This window comes from Brevundimonas sp. Leaf168, from assembly GCF_001423685.1.
Lineage (GTDB): Bacteria > Pseudomonadota > Alphaproteobacteria > Caulobacterales > Caulobacteraceae > Brevundimonas > Brevundimonas vesicularis_C.
Genome location: NZ_LMOY01000009.1, coordinates 125,823 through 149,922 on the forward strand (window position 1 = coordinate 125,823; position 24,100 = coordinate 149,922).

21 protein-coding genes and 1 tRNA gene are annotated in these 24,100 nt (G+C 67.1%); 8 read left to right on the top strand and 14 right to left on the bottom strand.

The annotated features are described in order from the left end of the window. Window positions 1-56 precede the first annotated feature (56 nt). Both hspQ and phhA read left to right on the top strand, forming a co-directional pair. A complete protein-coding gene (hspQ, locus tag ASF81_RS09640) occupies window positions 57-365 on the top strand; it encodes a heat shock protein HspQ (protein ID WP_017504111.1) in 309 nt (102 codons plus the stop codon). A gap of 55 nt (window positions 366-420) precedes the next feature. Further along, window positions 421-1,296 carry a phenylalanine 4-monooxygenase gene (phhA, locus tag ASF81_RS09645; protein ID WP_055808457.1) on the top strand — a complete coding sequence of 292 codons (876 nt, stop codon included), beginning with the start codon at window positions 421-423 and terminating at the stop codon, window positions 1,294-1,296. A 6-nt stretch (window positions 1,297-1,302) separates the two neighbouring features. Here the strand turns inward: phhA and ASF81_RS09650 are convergent, their stop codons facing one another. The 5 genes from ASF81_RS09650 to ASF81_RS09670 are packed head-to-tail and all read right to left on the bottom strand — an operon-like array spanning window position 1,303 to window position 7,602. Then, window positions 1,303-2,589, bottom strand: coding sequence for an MFS transporter (locus tag ASF81_RS09650; protein WP_055808087.1), 1,287 nt, complete (start codon window positions 2,587-2,589; stop codon window positions 1,303-1,305). 7 nt (window positions 2,590-2,596) lie between these two features. Then, window positions 2,597-3,934, bottom strand: a complete 1,338-nt coding sequence (gene astB / locus ASF81_RS09655; protein WP_055808089.1) for an N-succinylarginine dihydrolase — start codon at window positions 3,932-3,934, stop codon at window positions 2,597-2,599. After that, the gene (gene astD, locus ASF81_RS09660; protein ID WP_055808092.1) at window positions 3,931-5,346 is read right to left on the bottom strand and encodes a succinylglutamate-semialdehyde dehydrogenase; all 1,416 of its coding nucleotides are present in this window, start codon (window positions 5,344-5,346) and stop codon (window positions 3,931-3,933) included. The genes astB and astD overlap by 4 nt, the downstream gene beginning before the upstream one ends. Continuing rightward, window positions 5,343-6,350 (bottom strand): arginine N-succinyltransferase, encoded by a 1,008-nt coding sequence (locus ASF81_RS09665; protein ID WP_055808094.1) that lies wholly within the window; start codon window positions 6,348-6,350, stop codon window positions 5,343-5,345. Before ASF81_RS09665 ends, astD begins: the two co-directional genes overlap by 4 nt. Before the next feature lies 1 nt (window position 6,351). Next, window positions 6,352-7,602, bottom strand: coding sequence for a hydrolase (locus tag ASF81_RS09670; RefSeq protein ID WP_055808097.1), 1,251 nt, complete (start codon window positions 7,600-7,602; stop codon window positions 6,352-6,354). A gap of 95 nt (window positions 7,603-7,697) precedes the next feature. Here ASF81_RS09670 and ASF81_RS09675 point away from each other — a divergent pair, with 95 nt between their 5' ends. Together ASF81_RS09675 and ASF81_RS09680 are read left to right on the top strand one after the other, a co-directional pair. Further along, window positions 7,698-8,240 (top strand): hypothetical protein, encoded by a 543-nt coding sequence (locus ASF81_RS09675; protein ID WP_055808099.1) that lies wholly within the window; start codon window positions 7,698-7,700, stop codon window positions 8,238-8,240. Beyond that, the gene (locus ASF81_RS09680; protein WP_055808102.1) at window positions 8,240-8,581 is read left to right on the top strand and encodes an arsenate reductase family protein; all 342 of its coding nucleotides are present in this window, start codon (window positions 8,240-8,242) and stop codon (window positions 8,579-8,581) included. The genes ASF81_RS09675 and ASF81_RS09680 overlap by 1 nt, the downstream gene beginning before the upstream one ends. A 21-nt stretch (window positions 8,582-8,602) precedes the next feature. On the opposite strand, the gene ASF81_RS09685 is transcribed toward ASF81_RS09680, so the two are convergent. The 4 genes from ASF81_RS09685 to ASF81_RS09700 all read right to left on the bottom strand — a co-directional run bounded on the left by ASF81_RS09685 (window position 8,603) and on the right by ASF81_RS09700 (window position 16,098). Beyond that, entirely contained in the window at window positions 8,603-12,841 is a 4,239-nt protein-coding gene (locus tag ASF81_RS09685; RefSeq protein ID WP_055808104.1) for a translocation/assembly module TamB domain-containing protein, read from the bottom strand. Next, window positions 12,838-14,628 (bottom strand): autotransporter assembly complex family protein, encoded by a 1,791-nt coding sequence (locus tag ASF81_RS09690; RefSeq protein WP_055808106.1) that lies wholly within the window; start codon window positions 14,626-14,628, stop codon window positions 12,838-12,840. Before ASF81_RS09690 ends, ASF81_RS09685 begins: the two co-directional genes overlap by 4 nt. Before the next feature lie 44 nt (window positions 14,629-14,672). Beyond that, window positions 14,673-14,936, bottom strand: coding sequence for a hypothetical protein (locus ASF81_RS09695; protein WP_055808108.1), 264 nt, complete (start codon window positions 14,934-14,936; stop codon window positions 14,673-14,675). Between the two features lie 73 nt (window positions 14,937-15,009). Beyond that, a complete protein-coding gene (locus ASF81_RS09700; RefSeq protein ID WP_200932933.1) occupies window positions 15,010-16,098 on the bottom strand; it encodes a CaiB/BaiF CoA-transferase family protein in 1,089 nt (362 codons plus the stop codon). Window positions 16,099-16,186: 88 nt separating this feature from the next. On the opposite strand from ASF81_RS09700, the gene ASF81_RS09705 reads away from it, so the two are divergent. After that, a tRNA-Lys gene (locus tag ASF81_RS09705) sits at window positions 16,187-16,263 on the top strand. A gap of 45 nt (window positions 16,264-16,308) precedes the next feature. Here ASF81_RS09705 and ASF81_RS09710 read toward each other — a convergent pair. Beyond that, a complete protein-coding gene (locus ASF81_RS09710; RefSeq protein WP_162237591.1) occupies window positions 16,309-18,588 on the bottom strand; it encodes a PAS domain-containing protein in 2,280 nt (759 codons plus the stop codon). A 263-nt stretch (window positions 18,589-18,851) separates the two neighbouring features. On the opposite strand from ASF81_RS09710, the gene ASF81_RS09720 reads away from it, so the two are divergent. Continuing rightward, a complete protein-coding gene (locus ASF81_RS09720) occupies window positions 18,852-19,373 on the top strand; it encodes a hypothetical protein (RefSeq protein ID WP_055808115.1) in 522 nt (173 codons plus the stop codon). A gap of 21 nt (window positions 19,374-19,394) precedes the next feature. On the opposite strand, the gene tgt is transcribed toward ASF81_RS09720, so the two are convergent. The 3 genes from tgt to ASF81_RS09735 form a co-directional block, all read right to left on the bottom strand. Continuing rightward, window positions 19,395-20,507 carry a tRNA guanosine(34) transglycosylase Tgt gene (gene tgt / locus ASF81_RS09725; protein ID WP_039245513.1) on the bottom strand — a complete coding sequence of 371 codons (1,113 nt, stop codon included), beginning with the start codon at window positions 20,505-20,507 and terminating at the stop codon, window positions 19,395-19,397. After that, complete coding sequence (locus ASF81_RS09730) at window positions 20,508-20,981, bottom strand: hypothetical protein (RefSeq protein WP_055808117.1); 474 nt, start codon at window positions 20,979-20,981, stop codon at window positions 20,508-20,510. Between the two features lie 63 nt (window positions 20,982-21,044). Then, window positions 21,045-21,803 carry a tRNA1(Val) (adenine(37)-N6)-methyltransferase gene (locus tag ASF81_RS09735; protein WP_082503520.1) on the bottom strand — a complete coding sequence of 253 codons (759 nt, stop codon included), beginning with the start codon at window positions 21,801-21,803 and terminating at the stop codon, window positions 21,045-21,047. A gap of 198 nt (window positions 21,804-22,001) precedes the next feature. On the opposite strand from ASF81_RS09735, the gene ASF81_RS09740 reads away from it, so the two are divergent. Then, the gene (locus ASF81_RS09740; RefSeq protein ID WP_055753370.1) at window positions 22,002-22,943 is read left to right on the top strand and encodes a polyprenyl synthetase family protein; all 942 of its coding nucleotides are present in this window, start codon (window positions 22,002-22,004) and stop codon (window positions 22,941-22,943) included. Further along, window positions 22,940-23,575 (top strand): squalene/phytoene synthase family protein, encoded by a 636-nt coding sequence (locus ASF81_RS09745; protein ID WP_055808119.1) that lies wholly within the window; start codon window positions 22,940-22,942, stop codon window positions 23,573-23,575. The genes ASF81_RS09740 and ASF81_RS09745 overlap by 4 nt, the downstream gene beginning before the upstream one ends. A 1-nt stretch (window position 23,576) precedes the next feature. On the opposite strand, the gene ASF81_RS09750 is transcribed toward ASF81_RS09745, so the two are convergent. Beyond that, on the bottom strand, window positions 23,577-24,068 hold the full coding sequence (locus ASF81_RS09750; RefSeq protein ID WP_055808121.1) for a MarR family winged helix-turn-helix transcriptional regulator: 492 nt from the start codon (window positions 24,066-24,068) through the stop codon (window positions 23,577-23,579). Window positions 24,069-24,100: the final 32 nt, after the last annotated feature.

Here is a 24,100-nt window from a genome sequence, read left to right on the forward strand (position 1 = left end):
GGAAGATGAACAGACCGGCAGGCATTGGCGTCATGCGGTGAATCGTATGAAGTGTGATGACCCGCATTCAGACCGCACGTTTCGCCATCGGCCAGATCGTCCGCCACCGCGACGACGCCTTTCGTGGCGTCGTGATGGATGTCGATCACGCCTATGAGGGACCGGCAGGTGAAAGCGGCTTGGTCAGGCCGGACCAGCCCTTCTACCGCGTCTTCGCCTTGGGCGAGGACGGCGGCTTTGTCGCCTACGCCGCCGAAGGCGCTCTCGAAGACGGCGATTCCGTGCTGCTGCCCGACGACGCCGAGCGGTGGTTCACCACCGACGGCATGGGCCACCACGCACCGCTGGATGAACGTCTGCACTGACGGTTGGAAGCCATGGCGGCTCCGGGCTAGAATGGCGGCAAAAGAGGAATACGCCATGTCCGACTTCGAACACGTCTTCGAAAAGCCGCCCGAGGGCGCGGCTGCCGACTGGACCATTCCCCAGAACTGGGCCGCCTACACCGAGGTCGAGCACCAAACCTGGGACACGCTTTACGCCCGGCAGATGAAGATCCTGCCCGGTCGCGCCTGCGACGCCTTCATGCGGGGACTGGATGCGTTGGATCTGAACGCAGGCGGGATTCCCGACTTCGACGTGATCAATCCTAAGCTTCAGGCCCTGACCGGCTGGACGGTTGTCTGCGTGCCGGGCCTGGTGCCGGACGAGGTCTTTTTCGACCATCTGGCCAATCGCCGCTTCGTCTCGGGCCAGTTTATCCGCAAGCCGGACCAGCTGGACTACCTTCAAGAGCCCGACATCTTCCACGACGTCTTCGGCCACGTTCCGATGCTGACCGACCCCGATTTCGCCGCCTATATGGAAGCCTATGGCAAGGGCGGACAGCGCGCGGCCAGCCTGGGCATGCTGCCGAACCTGGCGCGCCTGTATTGGTACACGGTCGAGTTCGGCCTGATGAAGGAGGCGGACGGCCTTCGCATCTACGGCGCCGGCATCGTCTCCTCGGCGACCGAGAGCGTCTTTGCTCTGGACGATCCGTCGCCCAACCGCCTGGGGTTCGACCTGGAGCGGGTGATGCAGACCCTGTACCGGATCGACGACTTCCAGCAGGTCTATTTCGTCATCGACAGCCTGGAAGCTCTGAAGGACGAGACGCTCAAGGACTTCGGCCCGGTCTATGCGGCGCTGAAAGGCAAGGATGACCTCGCCATCGAGACCGTCCTGCCGACCGACCAGGTCTTCACCCGGGGCACCCAGGCCTACGCCCAGCGCGGCGGGCGGTTCGCGGCCTGATCGGCGTCAGGTATGGGTGATCAGGCTGTTGTGCTTGGTGTCGCGCATGCGGATGAAGGTCAGTAGCGACATCCCGATCATCCCGGTCACGTACCAGAAGAACACACTCTCGACGCCCGCGACCTTCAGCCATAGCGCCACATATTCCGCCGTGCCTCCGAACACCGCATTGGCGATAGCGTAAGGCAGAGCGACGCCGAGGGCGCGGATGTGGGCGGGAAACAGCTCGGCCTTCACCACCGCATTGATCGCGGTGTAGCCCGACACGATCACCAGACCGACCAGCGCCAAGAGGAAAGCGACGAAAGGGCTTTCGACCGTCGATAGGGTCGTCATGATCGGCACGGTGCACAACACCCCCAGCACGCCGAAAGCGATCATCACGGGACGCCGTCCAACCCTGTCCGAAACCGCGCCGACCGCCGGCTGAAGCAGCATAAAAATGAACAAGGCCGCCGCGCTGATTTCGGTCGCCGTGTTCTTGGAAAACCCGCTCGTATTGACCAGAAACTTCTGGAGGTAGGTCGTGTAGGTGTAGAAGGCCAAGGTGCCGCCGGCCGTCAGGCCCAGCACCATCAACGCCTCTTTCGGGTGTTTCAGGATCAACTGCACGGCGCTGGATTTCGGGGCGTCCTTGGCCTCGGTCGCCTTATGTGTCTCGTCCAGACGGCGACGCAGCCAGAAGACGACGACCGCCAGGCCCGCGCCGACGAAGAAAGGGATGCGCCACCCCCAGGAGGCCAGCGCCGTCTCGCTCAACGTATTTTGCAACACGATCAACAGCAGCAGGGCGATCAACTGGCCCGAGATCAGTGTGACGTACTGGAAGCTGGACCAGAAGCCCCGGCGATGCGGCTCGGCCATTTCGGACAGATAGGTGGCGCTGGATCCGTACTCCCCGCCGACGCTCAGCCCCTGCAGCAGCCGCGCGAACAGCAGCAGCGCCGGCGCCGCCAAGCCGATGGTGGCATAGCCGGGCGTCACGCCGATGATCAGCGAACCGGTGCACATGAGGGTCACCGAGAGGGTCAACCCCGCCTTGCGACCTTTGCGGTCGGCATAGACCCCCATGATCCATGCCCCGATGGGCCGCATCAAGAAGCCCACCGCAAAGACGGCGGCGGCGCTCAGCAGTTGCGCCGTCGGGTCTTCGCTGGGGAAGAAGACGGGCGCGAAATACAGGGTGAAGGCGGCATAGGCGTACCAGTCGAACCACTCCACCAGATTGCCGGCCGATCCGCCGACGATATTTCTCAATCGGCGGGCGGGGCTCATGGGCGCTGCGGTCGTCATGGCCGGATCAGCCTCTCTGGAAGGGGTAGAAGTCGGTTCCGAGGTTCAGGATCGTCGTCAGTTCGTCCAGTGCGCCCCGGCTCTCGGTGAGCAGGTCAGGATCGGCCAGATTGGCGGGGCGAAGTTCGTCGCGATACCAGCGCCCGGCCCAGTCCGACAGACGCGTATGCAGATCATCGGTCAGGCGCATGGCCGGGTTCGTCGCCGCAAGCTCGGCTTCGGTCAGCACGACACGCAGGCGCAGGCAGGCCGGTCCGCCGCCGTTGCGCATCGACTGGCGCACGTCGACATACTGCACCCGGCCGATCGGACCGTTGGAGGCGGCCAGCGCTTGCGCCACCGCATGGCTGCGTGGGTTGTCGCGGGTCTCGGTCGGGCAGATCAGGGTCAGGCGATCCTCGCCCGGAACTTGGATCAGCATGGAGTTGAACAGATAGCTCGAGATTGCATCGGCCAGCGGCAGGTCGGCGGCCGAGACCTCAACGAAGATTGGCTCGAACAGCCCATCGGCGGCGCGGCGAATGGCGGCCTGGGTTGCGGCCGTGTCCTCGAACGCCAGTTCGTGGAAGAACAAAGTGTCCAGCGCCCCGACGCAGACGACGTCGTTGTGGAAGGTGCCACCCGCGATGGCGGCGCGGGATTGCTGGGCGAGGACCGGCCGTCCGGCTTCGTGACGTCGGACGATGGCTTCTGACGCTTCGCGCGTCTGGCGGGCGGGGAAGGGGCCGTCCCAAGGCTCGAACGCCTCGCGACCCCAGACCAGCAGATTGACGCCGCGACCACCATGCTCGGCGCACAGGCGAACGTGGTTCGCGGCGCCTTCGTCGGCCAGATGCGCGACCGCGGGCAGGGCGTCGTGGACGGCGAACCGGCTGGCGTCGGGAAACAGGGCGTCCAGCGCGCGCTTGGTCTGCCGGTGTTCCAGGCTGCGGTGCAGATTGGTGTGCAGATTGGCCGGGGTGAAATGCGCCCGGCCGTCGGCGGCGTCGGCGCTGGGCGTCACGGTCGCGGCGTTGGCGGCCCACATGGGCGAGGCCGAACAGGCGGCGGCGGCGAACGAAGGCGCGCTTCGCCAAGCCCGCTCCAGGACCTGGGCGTCCGAGCCGGCGAAGCCCACGGTTCGCAGGAAGGGAATGTTCGGCCGCTCATGGGGCGGCAACACGAACTGGGGCAGGCCCAAGTCCGCCAGGGTCTTCATCTTGTCGAGGCCTTGAAGCACGGCCGCGCGGGGATTGGACGCCTCGCCCTTGTTCAGGCTGGAGGCCAGATTGCCAGGCGACAGACCGGCGTAGGAATGGGTCGGCCCGATCAGACCATCGGCGTTGGCCTCGACAGCGCTGATCATCGCAATCCCTTGATCTCGCCTTCGATGTTGGCGACGGCGTCGGCCTCGAAACTGGCGACCGGATAGGCGCAATAGTCGGCGGCGTAATAGGCGCTGGGCCGGTGGTTGCCGCTGGCCCCCAAGCCGCCGAACGGCATGTCGCCGGCGGCGCCGGTGGTCGGGCGGTTGAAGTTGACCACGCCGGCGCGGATGCGGCGGATGAAGTGGTCCCAGTTCTTCGGATCATCGCTGACCAGACCGGCGGACAGGCCGTAGCGGGTTGCGTTCGCCGCCTGGATCGCCGCCTCGAAAGAGGCGACGCGCGTTACCGACAGGAAGGGCGCGAACATCTCTTCGTCCGGCACGTCGACCCCCGTCACGTCGATGATGGCTGGTTTGACGAAGGCGCCGGGCAGATTGGCGACCGGCCCCGACGCGCGGATGACCTTGGCCCCCATGTCGATCCGGTTCTGCAACGCCTTCAGCGCCGCCTCGGCGGCACGCGCCGAGATCAGCGGGCCGGCATAGGGTTCGGGATCGCTATCCCATGGGCCGAAGATCAGCCGGTCGGATAGGGCGGCGATGGTTTCGATGATGGCATCGCCTTGCGGTCCTTCCGGCACGATCAGGCGACGCGCGCACGAGCAACGCTGGCCAGTGGTGATGAAGGCGGATTGAACGGCGATGCCCGCGACGGCCTCGGCATCCGCTGCGTCCCACACGACCAGTGGGTTATTGCCGCCCAATTCCAGCGCCAGGATGACGTGGGGATCATCCGCGAACTTGCGCCGGAAATGCGCGCCCGCCGCGCCCGAGCCTGTGAACATCAGGGCGTCGATACCGGCGTCCAGCAGGGCCGCCCCGGTCTCGCGACCACCTTGGACCACATTGACCACGCCGGTGGGCAGATCGGCGGCGGCGAAGGCTTCGGCCATCACCTGACCGACCAGGGGCGTTTCTTCCGACGGCTTGAAGACGACCGTGTCGCCCGCCAGCAGGGCCGGGACGATATGGCCGTTCGGCAGATGGCCAGGGAAGTTGAACGGGCCAAGCACCGCCGCGACGCCGTGCGGACGGTGCCGCAGGGTCGCGCGGCCGAACGCCGTATCGCTGGTCCGTTCGCCGCTGCGCTCGTCATAGGCGCGGATCGAGATGTCCACCTTGCCGATCATGGCGGCGGCCTCGGTCTTGGTTTCCCACAGCGGCTTGCCGGTCTCGCGCGCGATGGCCTCGGCGATCTGGGGCGCGCGATCTTTCAGGACGGCCTGATAGCGTTTGACGGCGTCGATCCGGTTGGCGCGCGGTGCATCGGCCCAGGCGGGGAAGGCGGTGCGGGCGGCGTCGACGGCGGCCTGAACCTGAGCCGGGCTGGCGGCCTCGCCCTCCCAGTTGGTCGCTTCGGTGGCGGGATCGGTGGAGGTGAAACGGGTCATGATTTTACTCGCACAGTGTCTCCGCTGCGCACCTTGAGCGCGGCGGCGGTTTCGGCGGTCAGGCGAACGGCGTCGCCATCGATGTCGGCCTTGGCGCGAACGGCGCGGAAGGCGGCGACGCTGTCGGTCGAGATCAGGGCCGGCAACTCGGCCTCAACCCCCTCGACGATCTGAACCGTCAGGCGCCGGGCGTCGCGCACGGTCCGGATATTGTCGCGCCCGCATGCGACGGTCGGACCGGCGTCGAAGATGTCGACCAGACCATTGGGCCGGAAGCCCTCGCTTTCCAGCAGGGCCATGGCCGGCACGCCTTGCGGATGGACCTTGCCGATCACCGCGCGGGCCGGTTCGGGCAGCAACTCGGTATAGATCGGGTGGCGCGGCGCCAGGTCGAGGATGAATTGCTTATCCGTCGAGCCGGTCATCCGGTCGGCGTGGTCGAACTCCATCGGGAAGAACTTGTGCGCCACATGGTCCCAGAAAGGGCAGGCCCCGTCGGGCGTGAAGACCCCGCGCAACTCCGCCAACACGTTGTCGGCGAACAGCTCGGGCTGGGCGCCGATCAGCATATATCGCGACTGGCTGAGCAGACGGCCCGCGCCGCCCTTTCTCCGATCCGCCTTCAGAAACAGCGAACCGACCTCGGTCCAACCCGTGCATTCATTGACCAGAACCAGCGTCTGATGATCCAGCTTCACCCCCAGCGAGGGCGACTGGACGGTGTTGTTGACGACGCGGAACGAGAAGAAGGGGCGTTTCAGCCCCACCGTCGCCTTGACCGAGCCGACGCCGTCGATGTCCCCCGTGTCGCCGTCTTCCAGCATCAGGGTGTACCAAGCCTCTTGCCAGGGCACGCGACCTTCGAAGCTCGCCTGGCTCAGCTCCAGCCGATCGGCCAGGGCGTCGGGATCTTCAGGCAGGCTGGTGAAGCCGGGGCCGGACAGGATGGCCAGTTCCAGCAGATGATCGAGATCGGCGGGGCCGGCGGGACGGACGACAAGCATTCTACAGGGTTTCCATCCGCAGGGATTTCAGTTTGGCCGCATCGATTTCACCCGATGCGATCTTGCACAGGATTAGAGCGCTGAGCTGCGCGCGTTCGACGAAGCTGTCGGGCCAAGCAAACTCCTGATCCGAATGGATGTCGCCGCCGCGAACGCCCAGGGTGTCGATATTGGGCAGGCCGGCGGCGTGCAGATTGTTGCCCTCGCACACTCCGCCCGACGGTTTCCAGTCGATGGGCTGGCCCAACAGGGCGCCCGCCTCTTTCACCGCTTCGAACAGGGCAGTCTGGGCGGCGTCCATCGGCTTGGGCGCGCGGGTGAAGCCGCCGTGCAGATCCAGCGTCAGGCCCTCGAACGGCGGTGTCGCGGCGATGGCTCGCACGGATGCGTCGATCCAGTCGGCCGCCGCCTTGTCCGGCACCCGGACGTTGAATCGCACCACGGCGTTGTCGGCGACGACGTTCAGCGCGCCCCCGCCCGAAATCTTGGCGACGTTGACGGTGACGCCCGCGTGCTGACCGTTCAGTGCGTGCAGGGCGGCGGCGATGATGGCGGCGCCGGCCACAGCATTGCGGCCTTCATCGAAGGCGCGGCCAGCGTGCGCGGCGCGGCCCGTCACGATCAGATGATAGTTGCCGCTGCCCTTTCGCGCGGCGGCCAGCGTGCCGTCCGCCAGCGCCGGCTCATAGGTCAGGCCGACATGGCCGCGCGCACCCAGTTCGGCCAGCAGCGGAGCGGACGCCGGCGAGCCGATTTCCTCGTCGGGGCTCAGCAGCACGGTCCAGCCGACGCCGTGTTTGTCTGGATGGGTCTCGAACGCCTCCAGCGCGGCCAGAAGCACGCTGATCCCGCCCTTCATGTCGGCGACGCCCGGCCCGTTCAGGGCGCCGTCGGCCCGCGTGGTCACGGTCTGGAACCGGCTGTCGGCGGGGAAGACGGTGTCATAGTGGCCGGTCAGCACGACCTGGATCGGCGCATCCGGCCGGGCGGTGATCTTCAAGGCGTCGGCATGGGCCTCGGTCCGCACCGATCCGTCGTCGGCGACGGTGGTTGAACCCTGCGTCGGGAGGCGTTCGACGGTGGCGGCCAAGGCGCCCGCCGCCGCTTCCAGAACATCCAGCACAGCATTCAGTCCGGCGGCGTTGCGGCTGCCGGAGTTGATGTTCGCCCAATCGATGGTGCGGCCGATGATCGTCTCGCGTCGCGCGGCGACGTGGTCGAGGACGGCCTGGTCCGAGGTCAGAATCCGCATCGGCCGGACCCTAGACGCCTCGACCCCAAAGGTGAAGGTCGGGGCCTGTAAGTCATCGCCGATCACCGCTAGGTTCCGCTCGAAGCGAGGGCCCCATGACACGCAACAAGATCGATCTCTGGCTCCGCGCCATGAACCCGCTGAAGCTGCCGCGCGGCATGGCCGAGGCCCAGCGTTCGGCGCGCTCGATGGTGATCGGCCTGGTCATCGCCCTGATCGTCGGCCTGATCCCGACCTGGTGGATGTTCACCTCGGGCTGGTTCGAGACGGCGATGAGCGCGGAGTACGCCAAGATGGGTCTGTCGGCGGATCAGTTGGCCATGCAGCAGGAGATGATGAAGGTCATGTGGCCCTTCGCCATCGCCTCGGGCGCGATCTTCTCCGTCCTATTCTATGGCGTCGTGGCGGTGGTTCAGTGGCGCATGATGACGCGCGCCATCCCGATCATCATGCTGGCGCTGATCGCCTACAGCGTAGTGGCCAATCTGGCGATGCGGCTGCTGGGGACCTTGCCATCGCCGGACCTTCCGCTGTGGATCAACCTGACGACCTGGCCGGCCATGATCGTGTCGGGCGTGATCTATATCGCGTCGCTGCAAGGCGCCATGCTGCTGCATCGTCTGAAGCAGGAGGCCTGATGTCGGTCGTCCTCTACCACAACCCGAAATGCAGCACGTCGCGCAACGCCCTCGCCCTGCTGCGCGAGCAAGGCGTCGAGCCGACGGTCGTCGAATATATGAAGACCGGATGGGATCCCGAGACGCTGCAGCGATTGGCGTCCAAAACCGGCGTCGGTTTGTCCGGCCTGCTCCGCTGGAAGGAGGCCGACGCCAAGGCTCTGCTGAACACCGGCGCAGATGACGAAGCCATACTGGCCGCAGCGATCGCTCAGCCGATCCTGATCGAACGTCCGATCGTCGAGACCGACAAGGGCGCCGTCATTGGCCGCCCCGTGGAGCGGGTGCTGGAGGTTCTCTAGCGACCGATCCGACGGGGCGGCCTAGCGGTTCCGGCCGCCCCGGTTCGGACGACGGTCGCCCGCCTCGCGGCTTTCATGACGCCAGCGGATCGACAGGCTGGTCTGACCTTGACCGCCGAACTGCGAGGCGATGGCGACGTTGCGCCGAGGCTGCCATTCGACCTTGACCGCCGCACCGTTCTGACCGCCGCCGATGACCTCCAGATAGACGTCGTCGGTGATGTAGCGACCGCCTGCAACCGTGACCGCTGACGCGTCGCCGCCGAAGGACAGCCGATCCAGCCCCGCCAGTTCGCGCAGGTTGCCGATCACGTCGAACCCGCCGCCGCCCGCCAGGGCCGCGACCCCGGCCGCCAGCTGCGCCGCCTCGAAGGCCGACAGCTGTGACGCCGACCGTCCGAACAGCACCTGCGACAGGATTTCGTCCTGGGGCAGGGACGGGGTGGAGGTCAGAGCGATCTTGGGTTCGGCGGCTGTTCCGGTGACGTTGATCGAAGCGGTCAGGGCCGCGTCCTCGCGCGTCGCCGCCAGGTTCAGACGGATCTGCTTGGGATCGGTCGACAGGGTGACGCGACCGGTGTCGTCGAACACAAACCGCTTGCCCGCGAACTCATAATCACCGCGCACCACATTGGCCGTCCCGGTCAATTGCGGCTGGGCGATGGTGCCGCGCACCCGGGCGTTCACGTCCAGGATCACGTTCAGGCCGCGACCGTTGACCCGCACCTTGCCGCCGCTGGAACGCAGGACGATGTCCATGCCGATCTGCGGGCCGCGCGCCTTCTGCTCCGTCTCCTCCGGATCGCCGCCGGGACGATTGATCTCGACCACATCCATCGAGACGATGCCGGTCGCGCCGGGCAGTTCCGGTTCGATCTTGGCCTCGTCGATGTCGATGCGGCCGCCCAGCTGGATATTGCCGTCGGCGCCGCGAACGATGGTGATCGAACCCGAGGCGCGCGCCTCGGCGATATCGTTGTCGATGACCCGGAAGCGGTTCAGCATCAGTTGTGCGTTCGATCCGGAGCCTTGGCGCAGACCGATGCGGCCCTGGCCGGACACTGTGCCGCCCTTGCCGTCATTGGCCGTGAAGGTTTCGATCTGGGCGGCTGTGTCGTCGAACCGGGTCCGCAGCGTCAGGTCGCTGAGCACCAGACCGACCGCATTCTCGCGATAGGAGCCTTGGCTCAGATCGAACCGGCCGTTCAGACGCGGTGCGTTCAGCGTCCCGCCGATCGTCGCCTGACCCGCCACCTGACCCGCCAGGCTGCGGTCGCCGCCCAGGAACAGGTCCCAGATCGGCTGGATCTGCCCGTTGATCGACACCCGGCCCGACATTTCGCGCGTCCGGGCGATGGCCAGGCGCAGCGGCGCGGCCGAGGCCTCGACCGGCAGGACGACGTCAGCCGAGGCCTGAACCGCGCCCTCGTCGACCGCCGTCGCCTTGATGCTCAGCCGGTCGCCCGCCAGGGTCGCGTCCACGCGCCCATCGACGGCCAGGCCGCGCGGCGCATCAATGCTGCGCACGTTTTGAAGGGCGATATTGGCCGTACCCGACAGATCGCTGCCGGCGCCGCGCAGGGCGACCTGACCCGTCACGTTGCCGCGCAGTTCGGGAGAGATCGAGCCCAGATCGACCCGCGTCAGGTCGGCCTGGATCGCGGCGCCGCGCGCATCCTGACGCAGGTCGGCCAGCAGCACGCCGCCGCCCACGCCCAGATCCAGATGCGCCGTGCGCGTGGCGCCGTTCAGGGTGATCGAGGCCGGACTGCGGGTCGTGAAGGCCACCTCGCGCACCCGGCCGCCGCCGCGCAGCGTCAGACCGTGCGTCGTGTTCTGACGCGAATAGACGCCCGTGCCGTTGAACTGGGCCGGGTTGGGGCCGCCCACGTCCAGCGCCAGGGTGAAGGGCAGGTTGTTCAGAGTGCCGCGTCCGTCCAGATCGAGATTGCGAATGATCCAGTTCTGACCCGCCAGCCGGACGTTGCGACCGCTGACGTCCAGAATGGCGCTGTCCGATCCGCCGCCGTCGGTCAGCCGCACCCGTCCGTTGGCTTCGCCCGAAGCCAGGAAGGCGCCCGCCCGCGCCGAGAAGGTCAGGTCCGCGCTGGAGGGAATGCTGTCGGACAGGGCGATGGCGCCCCGGGCCGTCACGCCGCCGGCGTCCACGTCCAGATCGCTGAGCCGAATGCGCTTGCCGCCTAGGAAGAAGTTGCCCGAGGCGCGCGCCGGTCCATAGTTCGAGCCGCTGACCACCGAAATCCGGCCGTCCGACGCATCCGCGCCCTTGCGGAAGCTCAGCGTCAGATCGGCGTTGTTCAGCGTCAGAGCGCCGGCCGTGACCTGCTGGAAGCCGGCGGTCAGATCGACGCGCGGCTGGGCCAGTGTGCCGGTCAGGGCGCCGCGTCCGTTCATGTCGCCGCCGATCTCGACCGGCCCGGCCGCGAACGGGCCACGCGCGTTCCAGTCCAGCGCCAGCCTCAGCTTGCCGGCGGTTTCGATGATGCCCTTGGCCCCCGCGCGCCCGGCCGCGCCGGTCAGTTCGCCGCGCTCGACCTCGATACGTCCGCCGTTCAGCTTGCCGGCCAGTTGCAGACGCGGCGTCTTGCCGAGCAGGCGATCCAGCTCGTCCAGACCGACAGTCAGGTTGCGGCCCCGTCCGTCGAAGTTCAGCACCCACGGCGCGCCGGCCCGCGCCGACGAGGCCCGGATCGGACCGCCGAAGGCGCCGCGCGCGTCGGGCAGCACGCGCCTGGCGTCGGTCAGTTGCGCCTCGCCGCGGAAGTTCATCCCGCCCAGCAGATTGCGCGAGCCCGAGCCATTCAGCGTCAGGCCTTGGCCCTGCAGATCGACCTTGGTCAGCAGGATGGCGCCGTCTTTCATCCGCGCCGCTTTCATCTGCACCCGCGGGGCAGGACCCAAGAGGCCGCCGATGATGCCTTCGCCTGATCCGCCGTTGGCGCGAATGTCGCCGTCCAGATCGATGCGGCCGTTCTTGACCGCGACGTTCAGCGGTCCGGAGATGCGCGTGGCGCGATAGCTGGCGACATTGGCGTTCAGCAGGGTGACCTGGCCATCGAGCGTCCAGGTCTGGGCGTCGCCCTTGAACAGGCCGGAATAGGCCGCTGGGCCCGCCACATCGGACCCGACCAGCCGGCTCAGCGAGGCCGTCTGAATATTCAGACTGATTCCGTCGGGCGAACTGCGGTCGGAGTTGCGGACCAGGCCGCGCGCCTCGGACTGGACGTTGTCGGAAAGCAGCTTCCACGCCACGCCCTGGCTGGCCTTGTCCGGCGTAGGAACCATGGCGAAGCCGAACCGCGCAGTGCGGCCGATCTTGGTGACGAAGGGCGCCAGCAGGTCCGAGTTGCTGAAGTCGGCGAAGCCCGCGACGCGAGAGCCCTTGTCGCCGAAATGGCCCTGGACAATCAGGGGGACGAACTGTCCCGTCTGAACCCGCGCATTGACGACGTCCGCGTTCAGAACCGCAACCGCCGAGAAGGGCTGATCCGGCGAATAGCCCAAGGCCCCCGCCAGCGGTCCGCCCTGAGCCTCATTGGCGCGCAGGTTGAGGCGCGTGTCTTCCAGCTTGCCGCCGAAGGTCGCCGCCAGACGCAGGAAGTCGCCCGGTCGGTTCAGGCTGTCGGCGTTGACCGTCGCGCTCTTGGCGCCGGCGCGTGGCAGGCTGGCGTTCCCCGACAGGCTCCAACGACCGTATTCCTTGGAGAAACCTTCCATCAGTTCGATGTTGGCCGCGAACTTGTCGATGTGGACCGAGATCGGCTGGGGGCTGGGCGGTTCGCCAGTGGGCGGCTCGACCACAGGACGGCGTAGGACGCGAATGGTCTCGGCCTTAATGTCGTTTGCATGGAAGCTGCGGCCGAGCAGGGCCAGATACGACCAGTCCATGCTGAGGTTGTTCGCCTCCAGCCAGATGCCCTGACTGTCGGCCAATGTGATGCGGTCGATGGTGAAGTCGCTGAGCAGATCGCCCTTCAGCCCATAGACCTTCAGCCGGCCGTAGCGGCTGATCTTCAGGTCCTGAAGCCGTTGCAGAACCATGTCGCGACCGCCGTCCGAGGCGATGTAGTAACGCCCTCCGACCAGCGCGGCGGCGATCAGCACCAGCAGTCCGGCCAGCACGACGCCCACGCCCAGGGCGATGCGTCTGATCAGCCCGCGACGCGGCTTCGCGGGCCGCGCGGCCTTGGCCGGCGTCGTCGCTTCTTCAGGCGTGGCTTCGGGCGGTGTATCGGTCAAAACGCCTGCCCGATGCTGATGTAGATCTGGAAGGCGGAATCGCCCTCACGCTTGTTGAGCGGCATGGCGACATCCGCCCGGATCGGTCCGAACGGCAGCATGTAGCGCACGCCCACGCCCGCGCCGTAGCGCATGTTGGTCAGGTTCGGTGTCTCCTGGAAGCCCACGGACCCGGCGTCGACGAAGGCGACGGCCTGGAAGCTCTGACCGATCGACTGGCGCACCTCGAACGAGGTTTCGAACAGAGACAGACCCCCGCGCGGCGTACCGTCCGGCAACTGCGGATTGACGCCCTGATAGGAATAGCCTCGCACCGAACCGCCACCGCCGGCGTAGAAAAGACGGTCGGCTGGCACGTTCAGCTCGCTGCCGCCGACGATGGAGCCGATCTTCATCCGTCCGGCCAGGATGGTGCGATCACCCGCGACGGGGAAATAGGCGGTGCCCTGCGTCTCGGTGCGCAGGAACAGGATGTTGCTATCCCCGGTCACCGCCGTCGGCTGCACCGCCAGATTGACGCGCCAGCCCTTGGTCGGGTTCAGCGGGTCGTTGGAGCGGTCGATGTAGGCGCTGGTCCGCGCGGTGACGATCGCCAGATTGCGGTCGAAGGTCACGCGCTGCGGCGGCAGGGTGCTGAAGTCGTAGCGCGTCTCGCTGTAGCGGCCCGCGTCCAGCCCGATTCCGTAGTTGAAATAGGAGGTCTTGCCGATCCGCTGTTGCAGGTCGGCGTACAGAACCACGGCGGTGCGCAGATAGGCGTCGGTGTCTTCGTTTACGACCGCCGCGCCCAGCTTCAGCGTCCGACCGGGTCGGCGCCAGTGGGGTAGGGACAGGTCGGCGCCGATCCGGCTGTCGATGTCTGCCAGTCGCGCTTCCAGCCTCAGCGTGTCCGCGCGGCCGAAGCGGTTGTAGCGGGTCTGGATCACATCCACGCCCGCGCCCTCCGCCGTCGACCAGGTGGCGCCGGCTTCCAGCACGCGACGGGGGCGGTCTTGCAGGCTGACCACCACGGGGCGATGACCGTCGGCGGTAATCTGGTCCAGTGGCGACAACGCGACGCTGACGCCGTCATAGACGCCGGTGTCCAGCAGCCGGCGTTCTAGCTCCGCGACCATTTCGGGATCGTAGCGATCGCCCTCGTTCCACGGCGCTAGGCCCGCCACCCAGGCGGGATTGGTGCGGCCCTGGCTTGTCAGACGCACGCCGTCCAGACGCACCAGCGCGCCGGAGGCGATGCGATATTCCGGCGCGACGGTGAAGGCCGCGTGATCCACCACGACACGGCGCGGATTGGCCTTGGCGTCGGCATAGCCGTCACGCACCAACGCCGCCACGGCCCGACCTTCGCCCGATATGACGTCTGCCGCCCGCCCCGGATCGCCGGCCTTCAGCGCGATCGCAGTCTTCGCCTTGTCCGCCGCCTGGACCTCCGGCGCGGGATCGGCCCACTGGATCGTCGGATCGGTCAGCAGGAAACGGCGCCCCGGTTCGACCGAGACCACCGCGATCGGCGTCTCCTCGCCCTCGACGATGTCTTCGACGACCGGTTGATAGTAGCCTTCGGACCGCAGCAGGGCGGTCGCCGAGGTCACGGCGCTCTCGGCGCGACGACGGGCCTCGAAGCGGCTGGCCGGCGCGCCGTCAACCTCGCCCACGGCCCGCTCCAGCGCCCGCCGCAGATCGCCGTCCATGTCGCCCCGGATCTGCGCGCGGGGTTCCGCCGCCGCTGCATGGGCGCAGGCCGAAAACGCCGCGAGGGCGACCAGCAGGGTAGGCCTGAACGTCAAACTCGATCTTTCGTCAAAAGGACGCCCCCCGGCAAACCTGTTCGTCAGTAGAACAGCGTCTCGCTCTCGGGCTGGACCGACTGTTCGGACGTGCGTTCCTCAGGCGGAAGCGTCGTCGACGGCGGAGGCGTGGGCGTCGGGTCCTGCACCTCTGGCGCAGGCGGGGGGGCTTCTTCCTTGACCGGCGGAGGCGCCGGCTCGACCGACATCTCGCCATAGTCTTCGTCAGAGCGCGAAGGACGGTCGTCGCAGGCCGACAGCGCGAGCACGCTAGCGGCGGCGGCCAAGACAAAAATCGAGCGTGTCATGAAAGTCCCCGGTCTCCGCCGACCAAACGCCTGTCGCGCTAAGCTGTTCCCTTAACGCCGAAATCTGCGTCGGTCATCCTGCGTGATCGGACCATTTTGTGACCATTTGATCTAAGGTCAGTTCGGATTTGGGGGAGGGCGCAGCAACTACGCCGTCGAAACGGGGCGCGGGTTGCGGCAGGCCGCTGTGGAATGTTCCTCGCGCCTGATTGTGCGGATGAGCCGGCGCCTCGGCCAGGCCCAGCACGGGCGTGACACAGGCTTCCGTCCCGGCGAAATGGGCGCTCCAGTCGTCGCGGTCTCTGCTCGCAAACAAGGCCGCAAACCGCGCTTGCAGGGCCGGCCAGGCGGCGATGTCGTATTGAACCGCGTCAGCCGGATCGATCTCCAAGCCGGCCAGCAGCGCAGCGTAGAAACGCGGCTCCAGCGCCGCCACCGCCACGAACCCGCCGTCGCGACAGGCGTAGCAGCGATAGAAGGGCGCGCCCCCGTCCAGCAGGTTGGCTCCGCGCTGGTCGCTCCACAGCCCCCGACCCTGCAAGGCCTGGAACAGACCGCCCAGCAGAGCCGCCCCGTCCGTCATGGCGGCGTCCACCACGCGTCCCTTGCCCGTCGTCCTGGCCTCCACCAGCGCGGCCAGCACCCCGACCACCAACAGCATGGCCCCGCCGCCATAATCGCCGACCAGGTTCAACGGGGGGGAGGGCGGACGATCCGCCTCGCCCATGGCGTGCAGCACGCCCGACAGGCCGATGTAGTTCAGATCATGCCCGACCCCATTCGCCAGCGGCCCCGTCTGGCCCCATCCCGTCACGCGCCCAAACACCAGCGCGGGCTTTCGCGCTTGGACAACGTCGGGACCATAGCCCAGCCGCTCCATGACGCCGGGTCGAAAACCTTCGATCACCGCGTCGGCCCCATCGATCAGCTGCAGGATGCGCTCGCGATCGGCCGGTGATTTCAGATCGACTGGAACGGCCGCTCGTCCCCGATGCAGGACCTCGCCTCCGACCTCGTCGAAGACAGATGGTCCGGCCGAGGCGTCGCGCGTCAGCCGCACAACCTCCGCTCCCAGGTCCGCCAACATCATTCCGGCGAAGGTGACCGGCCCCAAGCCGTCGAATTCGATGATGCGGACGCCATTTAATGGTTTCATGCCCAATGAGTAGCAGACCGGGTCTTGACCGGAAGGCCGGATTACAACAGAAGGCGCCCTTCGACGGTTCGGGCCAGCCCGGACGTCGCGCGGTGCGTCCTTAGCTCAGTTGGTTAGAGCATCTGACTTTTAATCAGAGGGTCCTCGGTTCGAGCCCGAGAGGACGTACCATTTAAAGCCCGCTTCGGCGGGCTTTTTGCTGTCTGGGCCTTGCCTTCAGTGCGTCGCGAAACGACCTGGCGCAGTCGCATCTGCCGCGATCGGAGCGTTCGATTTGTCGAGATACTTCGACAGGGTGGCGATTAGGGCAGGCAGTTGCAGCGGCTTGGCCAGGTGGTCGTCCATGCCGGCGTCGCGACACAGCTGGATCTGGTCCGGCTGAACATTGGCGGACAGGGCGATGATCGGCAGTCGGCGTCCGCCGCCGTGCTCGATACGGCGAATCTCACGCGTGGCCGTCAGGCCGTCCATGACCGGCATCTGCATATCCATCAGGACGAGATCGTAGACTTCGGACTGCACCGCATGCACCGCCTCGGCTCCATCGCTGGCGGTAGCGACCTCCAGTCCCATGCCGACAAGGATGGCGCTGATCAGTTCGCGGTTGGCCGGTGCGTCGTCGGCGATCAACACGCGGCCCTCGGGCACAACGCTGAGGCGCGGGCCCTCGGCCTCCGATCCGCCCTCGGCGATGTGCAGCGGGACGGTGACCTTGAACGTCGATCCCAGGCCGGGCTGGCTCGTGACGACGATATCGCCGTCCATCGCCCGCGCCAGCCGCCGCGAGATCGCCAGCCCCAGGCCGGTGCCCCCGTAGAGCCGGGTCGTCGACCGATCCGCCTGCGAGAAACGTTCGAACAGATGGGCCTGGGTCTGGGGGCTCATGCCGATGCCGGTATCGGTCACCTCCGCCGTCAGACGCCATGCGCCGCTATCGTCCATTGCACCGCCGACCGACAGACTGACCGAGCCCTGGCTGGTGAACTTCACGGCATTGCCCAGCAGGTTCAGCAGGATCTGTCGAAGACGGGCCTGGTCGCCCATCAGGCGATCCGGCATGTCCGGCGACAAGTTGACGTGCAGCGCCAGACCCTTGGCCAGACACTGGGCCTCCATCATCTGGACTGTCTCGTGCGCCAGGGCGGCCGGGTCGAACCGCTGCGGCTCCAGCTCGATCATGCCGGCTTCAAGCTTGGAATAGTCCAGCACGTCGTTGATGACCGACAGCAGGGCTTCGCTGGCCGTGGCGATGCGCGCGACATAGCCCTTCTCGGCCTCAGGCAAGGCCTCGCTGGCCTTCAGCAGGTTCGAAAAGCCGATGACGCTGGTCAGAGGCGTGCGCAGTTCATGGCTCATGTTCGCCAGGAACTCGCTCTCGGCGGCCGCCGCCGCCTCGGCCCGGTCGCGCGCGGTGACCAGTTCGTCCGCCAGGATCTTGCGATCCGTCATGTCACGGATGACCACCACCACCTCCGACGGCTTGCCCGTTTCGGCAGCCAGGGCGCGGAAGGTGCATTCGACCCAGACGATCGAACCGTCGCGATGAAGGGCTCGGTGCTCCAGCCGGCACGGCTCCTTGGTGTGGATGGTTCCCAGCACGGCCCGGGTCACCATCTCCCGATCATCAGGATGGACATAGTCCATGGGCCGGCCGTTCATCTCTTCGGTGGTCCAGCCGAGCAGGCTTTCGATCGCCGGCGAGATGTATTTGCTGGTGCCGTCCGGGCGAACGCGGGTGATCACGTCGCCCACGTTTTCAGCCAATAGCCGATAGCGCGCCTCGTCACGCTGAGCGCGGGCGATCTGGGCCTGCTGGTCTGTGATGTCCTGAAACACGCCGTAAAGGACCTTCACGACCCCGGCGTCGTTACGTTCGGCGCGGGCCTGGGTCAGAACCGCACGCTCCTCGCCATCGGCGCGAATCAGCCGAAGCCGCATTTTGTAGCCATCGCCGGTTTCGGCCGAGTTTGCGATCGCCGCCAACAATCCGGGCCTGTCGTCGGGGTGATAACGGTCGATGGCCGAATCGACCTGGGGATCGAAGGTTTTGCGATCTAGACCATGGATGCGGAACACCTCGTCGGACCAGTGGACCTTGCCGCTGGCCAGTTCCAACCGCCAATGGCCGACCCCTGCCATGTTTTCGATCAGCTCCAGCGTGCCGTGGCGCTCATCGCTGACGCGACCGACTTCCAGCGACGCGATGATGTCTTCGGCCATGGCGCCTAGCGTGCGCAAAGTCGCGATCTGGGCGTCGGAGGGGTGGGGGCGGGGTTTGCGATCCATGACGCCGAACGCGCCCAGCGGCCGACCGTCCGGGCCGCAGATCGTCACGCCGGCGTAGAAACGCAGATTGTAGGGGGGGCGCCACCAGGAAATGATTGCGCGCTGCGGGGTCCGCCAGGCCGTCTTCGACCACCAGGACGGCTTCTTTGCCCCGGCGCAGCAGACGGTCGCCGAGGGTGCGTTCGCGCGGCAGGCTTCGAACCAGTTCACGATCGCTGCACCACAGTACGGCGTTGTCGCCGCTGACCAGGGTGACGACGGCGGCGGGCGCATCGAAAACCGTGCAGGCCAGTTCCGTAAGACGTTGGAACGGACCGGCAGGGGCGTCCAGGGCTTCCAGGCTCTTGGCGATGTAAGGCACGACCGAACTCCAACGACCGGCCAAAGTGCCATAAGATCAGAGAATTCTTCGTTACCGAACGCTTCCGCCGCTACGCTTTAATCGTCAGCCGAGGCGTGGTCTAAGCCAACCCATGAAACGCCTTCTTCTCGCAGTCAGTCTTGTTGCGCTTTCCGGTTGCAATGCCGGTCGGTCGGCGATGGGCGGCGCCGAACAGGTCGGGGCGGGCTTCGCGGCGGCGGCGACGGCGCCGCTGGAGGACTTCAACCTGCGTCGTCAGATGATCCCGACGGTGCTGCTTCAGGCCGAAGCCAATCCCTACGACCTGCGCAATCTGAATCAGTGCACGACCATCGGCGCAGAAGTCGCACGGTTGGACGAAGCGCTGGGACCCGATACGGACGAACCGCCGCGTCAGGACGGCTCCTATCTCAGCGAGCGGGCGGCGGATGCGGCGACCAAGGCGGCGCTGAACGCCATTCGCGACACGACGACCGACTTTATTCCCGGCCGAAACTGGATCCGTCGGCTGAGCGGCGCCGAACAGCACTCAAAGCACGTTCAGTCGGCTATCCAGTCAGGCCGAATGCGCCGCGCCTTCCTGAAAGGCATGGGCATGCAGCGGAACTGCGCGCCGCCGGCTGCGCCCAGCTAATTCAGACCGCACCCTTAGGTGTCAGCCGTTTGACGTGTGGCGGGCGTGGAAGTCGCGCCTGAACTGCTCGAACCGACCCTCGGAAATCGCCGCACGCATGGCCGCCGTCAGCGCCTGATAAAAGGCGATGTTGTGCCAACTCAGCAGCACCTTGCCCAAGATTTCATCGGCGCGGATCAGGTGGTGCAGATAGGCCTTCGAATACTGCGATGACGGGCCGTCGATGGTTGGGTCCAGCGGGTCCTGATCCTCGGCGAAGCGGGCGTTCTTCAGGTTCAACGGGCCATCCCAGGTCCAGGCCTGACCGTGACGGCCCGCGCGGGTCGGCAGGACACAGTCGAACATGTCGACGCCGCGATACACCGCCTCGACCAGGTCGACCGGCTTGCCCACGCCCATCAGATAGCGCGGACGATCGGCGGGCAGCATTTCCGGCGCGTAGTCCAGCACCTCGCACATGGCCTGGTGGCCTTCGCCGACCGCCAGACCGCCGATGGCGTAGCCGTCGAAACCGATTTCTTGCAGTTGCTCCGATGACTGGCGGCGCAAGTCCTCGAAGGTGGATCCCTGCTGTATGCCGAACAGGGCCTGGTTTTCACGTTCGCCGAACCGGGCCTTGGACCGCGCGCCCCAGCGGATCGACAGCTCCATCGCCTTTCTAGCTGCATCCTTTTCGGCCGGATAGGCGACGCACTGGTCCAACTGCATCGAGATGTCGGCGCCGATCCGGTCGGCTTGGATTTCGATCGACCGCTCGGGCGTCAGAACATGTTTGGAGCCATCGATGTGGCTGGAGAAGGTTACGGCCTCCTCCTTGACCTTGGAGATGCCGGCCAGGGACATGACCTGGAACCCGCCGCTGTCGGTCAGAATGGGCTTGTCCCAGCCCATAAACTTGTGAAGCCCGCCCAGACGCTCCATCCGCTCGGGCCCAGGGCGCAGCATCAGGTGATAGGTGTTGCCCAGCAGGATGTCGGCGCCGGTCGCCTTGACCTGATCCACCGTCATCGCCTTGACCGTGGCGGCGGTGCCGACCGGCATGAAGGCGGGGGTGCGGATATCGCCGCGCGCGGTCTTCAGTACCCCGGTGCGGGCGCGGCCCTCGGTGGCGGAAATCTGGAAGGGGAAAGGCATTCAGGCGATCAGTCGTTCAAGCTGTTCGACGCGCGCCAGATCCTTGGGGCGGCCGAACAGGCGGTACAGGGCGATGTGGTCCCGGATGTCCGGGACGAACAGGGGCGTGTCCTCGACGAAGACGCGGCGGCGCGAGCCGAAGGCGACCGGGGTCCAGTCGCCGCCGTCGCGGGTCTCCAGATCGGCCATGACCTCAACCAGGATTGGCTGATCCGGCGCGCGCCCGAAGACGGCGGAGCGGAACAGACCTTCGCCCGGATCGGGTATCACCACGCCGCCCAGCGCGCCCAGCAGGTTGCGCGCATCGCGCGGCGCGCACAGCACGTCGATGTCGGGCACATGGATGTCGGTCAGGCCATAGAGCGCCATGGCCGCCCCGCCGAAGATCCACCACGGCTCGCGCAGGTCGCGCGCGGCCTCGCCGACGGCGATCAGGCCGTCTTGAAGATCATGCGGAAGGTCGTCGGGTGACACGGGGCGGGCTCGATTTCGTCAGGAGGCGGCATTTAGGCGTTCCGGTCGCGATTGACCACCCGATCACCATCCCAGCGACGCCTCGCCGCGCAGGATGGCCTCGGCCTGGGAGGTGTGCTTGCCGCCCTCGCGGTCGTGCAGGATCAGCGGCGGCAGCAGCCGCAGCGGCGCGCGCCCGGTCTTGATGGCGTGCACCAGCACCCGCTTGGCCGGCTCGTCCGCAAAGGGATGGATGGGCCGCACGGCGAACGACCCCGCCTTTTCGCCCAGTAAAGCCAGCAGATCGGCCAGTCGGTCGGCGCGGTGAACGACCACGATGCGTCCGCCTTCCTTCACCGCCTTCAACAGGAAATCGGTCCACGCCTTCAGCCCGTCGTCGGCCATCCAGGCGCCCCGCTTGCCCTCGGCCGGGGCGCGCAACGCCGTGGCGTCATCGAAGAAGGGGGGATTGGATATGGCCCAGTCGGCCGGCTCCACGCCGAGGGCCCGAAACCCGGCCGCCACGTCGCCCTGACGAATCATAGCTGATCCAGCTGCGCCGTTCAGCGTCGCATTCTCGGTCGCCAGCGCCGCCATCACCGGATCGCGCTCCAGTCCCGTCAGGGTCACGCCGGGCCGTCGCGCCGCGATCTGCATCAGGACCGCACCCGCCCCGCAGCCCGCCTCGATCACGCTCTGGCCCGCCTCGGCCGGGACCGCCGCCGCCAACAAAGCCGCATCCATCCCGGCGCGATAGCCGCGCGCGGGTTGACGCAAGCGCACCCGGCCGTTCAACAGGCCGTTCTCGACGATCGTTGTCGGCAGGGTTTCGACCGGCTCCAAGCCTCAATCTCCTTGACCCTCAAGGGGTCGAACATCATTGTGCGCCGCAACTCGCGGGGGCAAGCCGGCCCGGCCGCAAAAAGCCATTCCCGCGGCCCGCCGCGCCAGTGAAAGAGTATTCGTTTGGACGTCGCCATCGCCGCCGCTCACCGCCCGAAGGGGGACGTCAACGCCCTTGTCCGGCTGGCTGAGGTCGATATGGCGGCCGTGGACGCCCTGATCCTGGATCGGATGCAGTCGGATGTGCCGATCATCCCGAAACTGGCCGAACATCTGGTTTCGGCGGGCGGAAAGCGTCTGCGCCCCCTGATGACCGTCGCCGCGGCGCGCGCCGTGGGCGCGACGGACGACATCGTAGCGCCGCGCAAGCTGGCCGCCGCGGTCGAGTTCATTCACACCGCCACGCTCCTGCACGACGACATCGTCGATGCGTCCGAACTGCGTCGGGGCAAGGTCGCGGCCCACCTGATCTGGGGCGCCCCCACCAGCGTCCTGGTCGGCGACTTTCTGTTCGCCCGCGCCTTCGAACTGATGGTCGAGACGGATTCGATGCGCGCCCTGGGCATTCTGGCCGAGGCTTCGCGCGTGATCTCCGAGGGCGAGGTGCTGCAGCTGACGCGCGCCCACGACCTGAATCTGGACCAGGCCACCTATCTGCAGATCATCTCGGCCAAGACTGCCGAACTTTTCGCCGCGGCCGCCGAGGCGGGCGCGGTGGGCGCCGGGGCCGATCCGGCCGCGATCAAGGCTTTGCGCGACTACGGCATGGCGTTGGGGATCGCCTTCCAACTGGCCGACGACGCCCTGGACTACGGCGCGACGGCCGAGGCCCTGGGCAAGAACGCCGGCGACGATTTCAACGAGGGCAAGGCGACCCTGCCGCTGCTTCTGGCAGTCGCCCGCACGCGCGGCCGCGAGGAAGCCTTCTGGGAGCGCACCGTGACCAAGGGCGAGCGGACGCCCGAAGATTTCACCCGCGCGCGCGAACTCATCATCGGCTCGGGCGCCATCGGCGCGACCCTGGACCTGGCCGGCGACTATGCCGATCAGGCCAAGGCGGCCCTGTCGGTCCTGCCGTCCAGCGACTGGCGCGCCGCGCTGGAAGACCTGGCCGATTTCGCGGTGTCGCGCGCCGCTTGACCGAGACTGCGGATACGCTCGGCCAACAGGTCCGCACCGCCGACCTCGACCGCTGGCTGTCCAGTCGCCTGGTCGCGGATGACCGCGCCCGCGCCGACCTTATCACGCTTTACGCCTTCGAAGCCGAGCTGATGACCATCCCCACGCGCGTGACCCAGCCGCTCCTGGCCGAGATGCGCTATACTTGGTGGGCGGAACAGCTGGACGGCGTCTTCGCCGGCGTGCCGCGCAAGGGCCATCCGGTGTTGGAGGCCTTGACTGAACTTGTCGCGCGTCACGGCCTGGAACGCGCGCCGTTCGACGCCCTGATCGACGCCCACATCGGCCGGGTGCGCGAACAGCCGCACGATCTGGACGCTTTCTACGTCGGCCCGATGCAGGTCGCGACGCGTGTGTTGGCAGGGCAGGGGCATGACTCGGCCATGGCCGATGCGGCCCGCGTCTGGGGGCTGACGCAGACCGGCCGGCGCCAGCAGGCGGCGTCCCTGAGAACTGTCGCTAATAAGGCGCTGAAACGCCTGCCGCCTGCCGGCTTCCCGGCCGTGGCTCACGCCGCCCTGACCGATCCGGACCAACCGGAGCCGCTGAAGCGGCTGCGCCTGCTATGGGCCGTGCTGCGCGGCCGGATCTGACCTAGCCGTTCAGGCCGGCGATCAAGCGGGTCAGCAGGGCGTTCAGCGTTTTCTGATCTTCTCGCGACAGGCCGCTCAAGGCCTCTTTGGCCGTATCTTGATGGCTGGGCATGATCGTCTCGATCAGGTCGAAACCCTTGTCCGTCAGACGGACCAGGGTCGCCCGTCGGTCGCTCGGATGCGGGCGCCGCTCGACCCAGCCCGCCTTTTCCAGCCGGTCGATCCGCGCGGTCATGCCGCCGGACGACATCATGGCCGCCTCGAACAGCGCCGTCGGCGTCAGGCCTTCGCGTTCGCCCGATCGGCGCAGCGTCGCCAGCACGTCGAACTCGCCGTGCTGCAAACCATAGCGCGCAAACAGCGGCGTCTGGCGCTCGCGGATCACCAGTTGCGACGCCTCGTTCAGGCGTCCCAGCACCTCCATCGGCAGCATGTCTAGGTCGGGGCGTTGCACGGCCCATTGGGCGGCGGCGCGAGAAGCTCTATCGGGCATGGTTATCTTGACATCCAGATACTTGAGGTCGA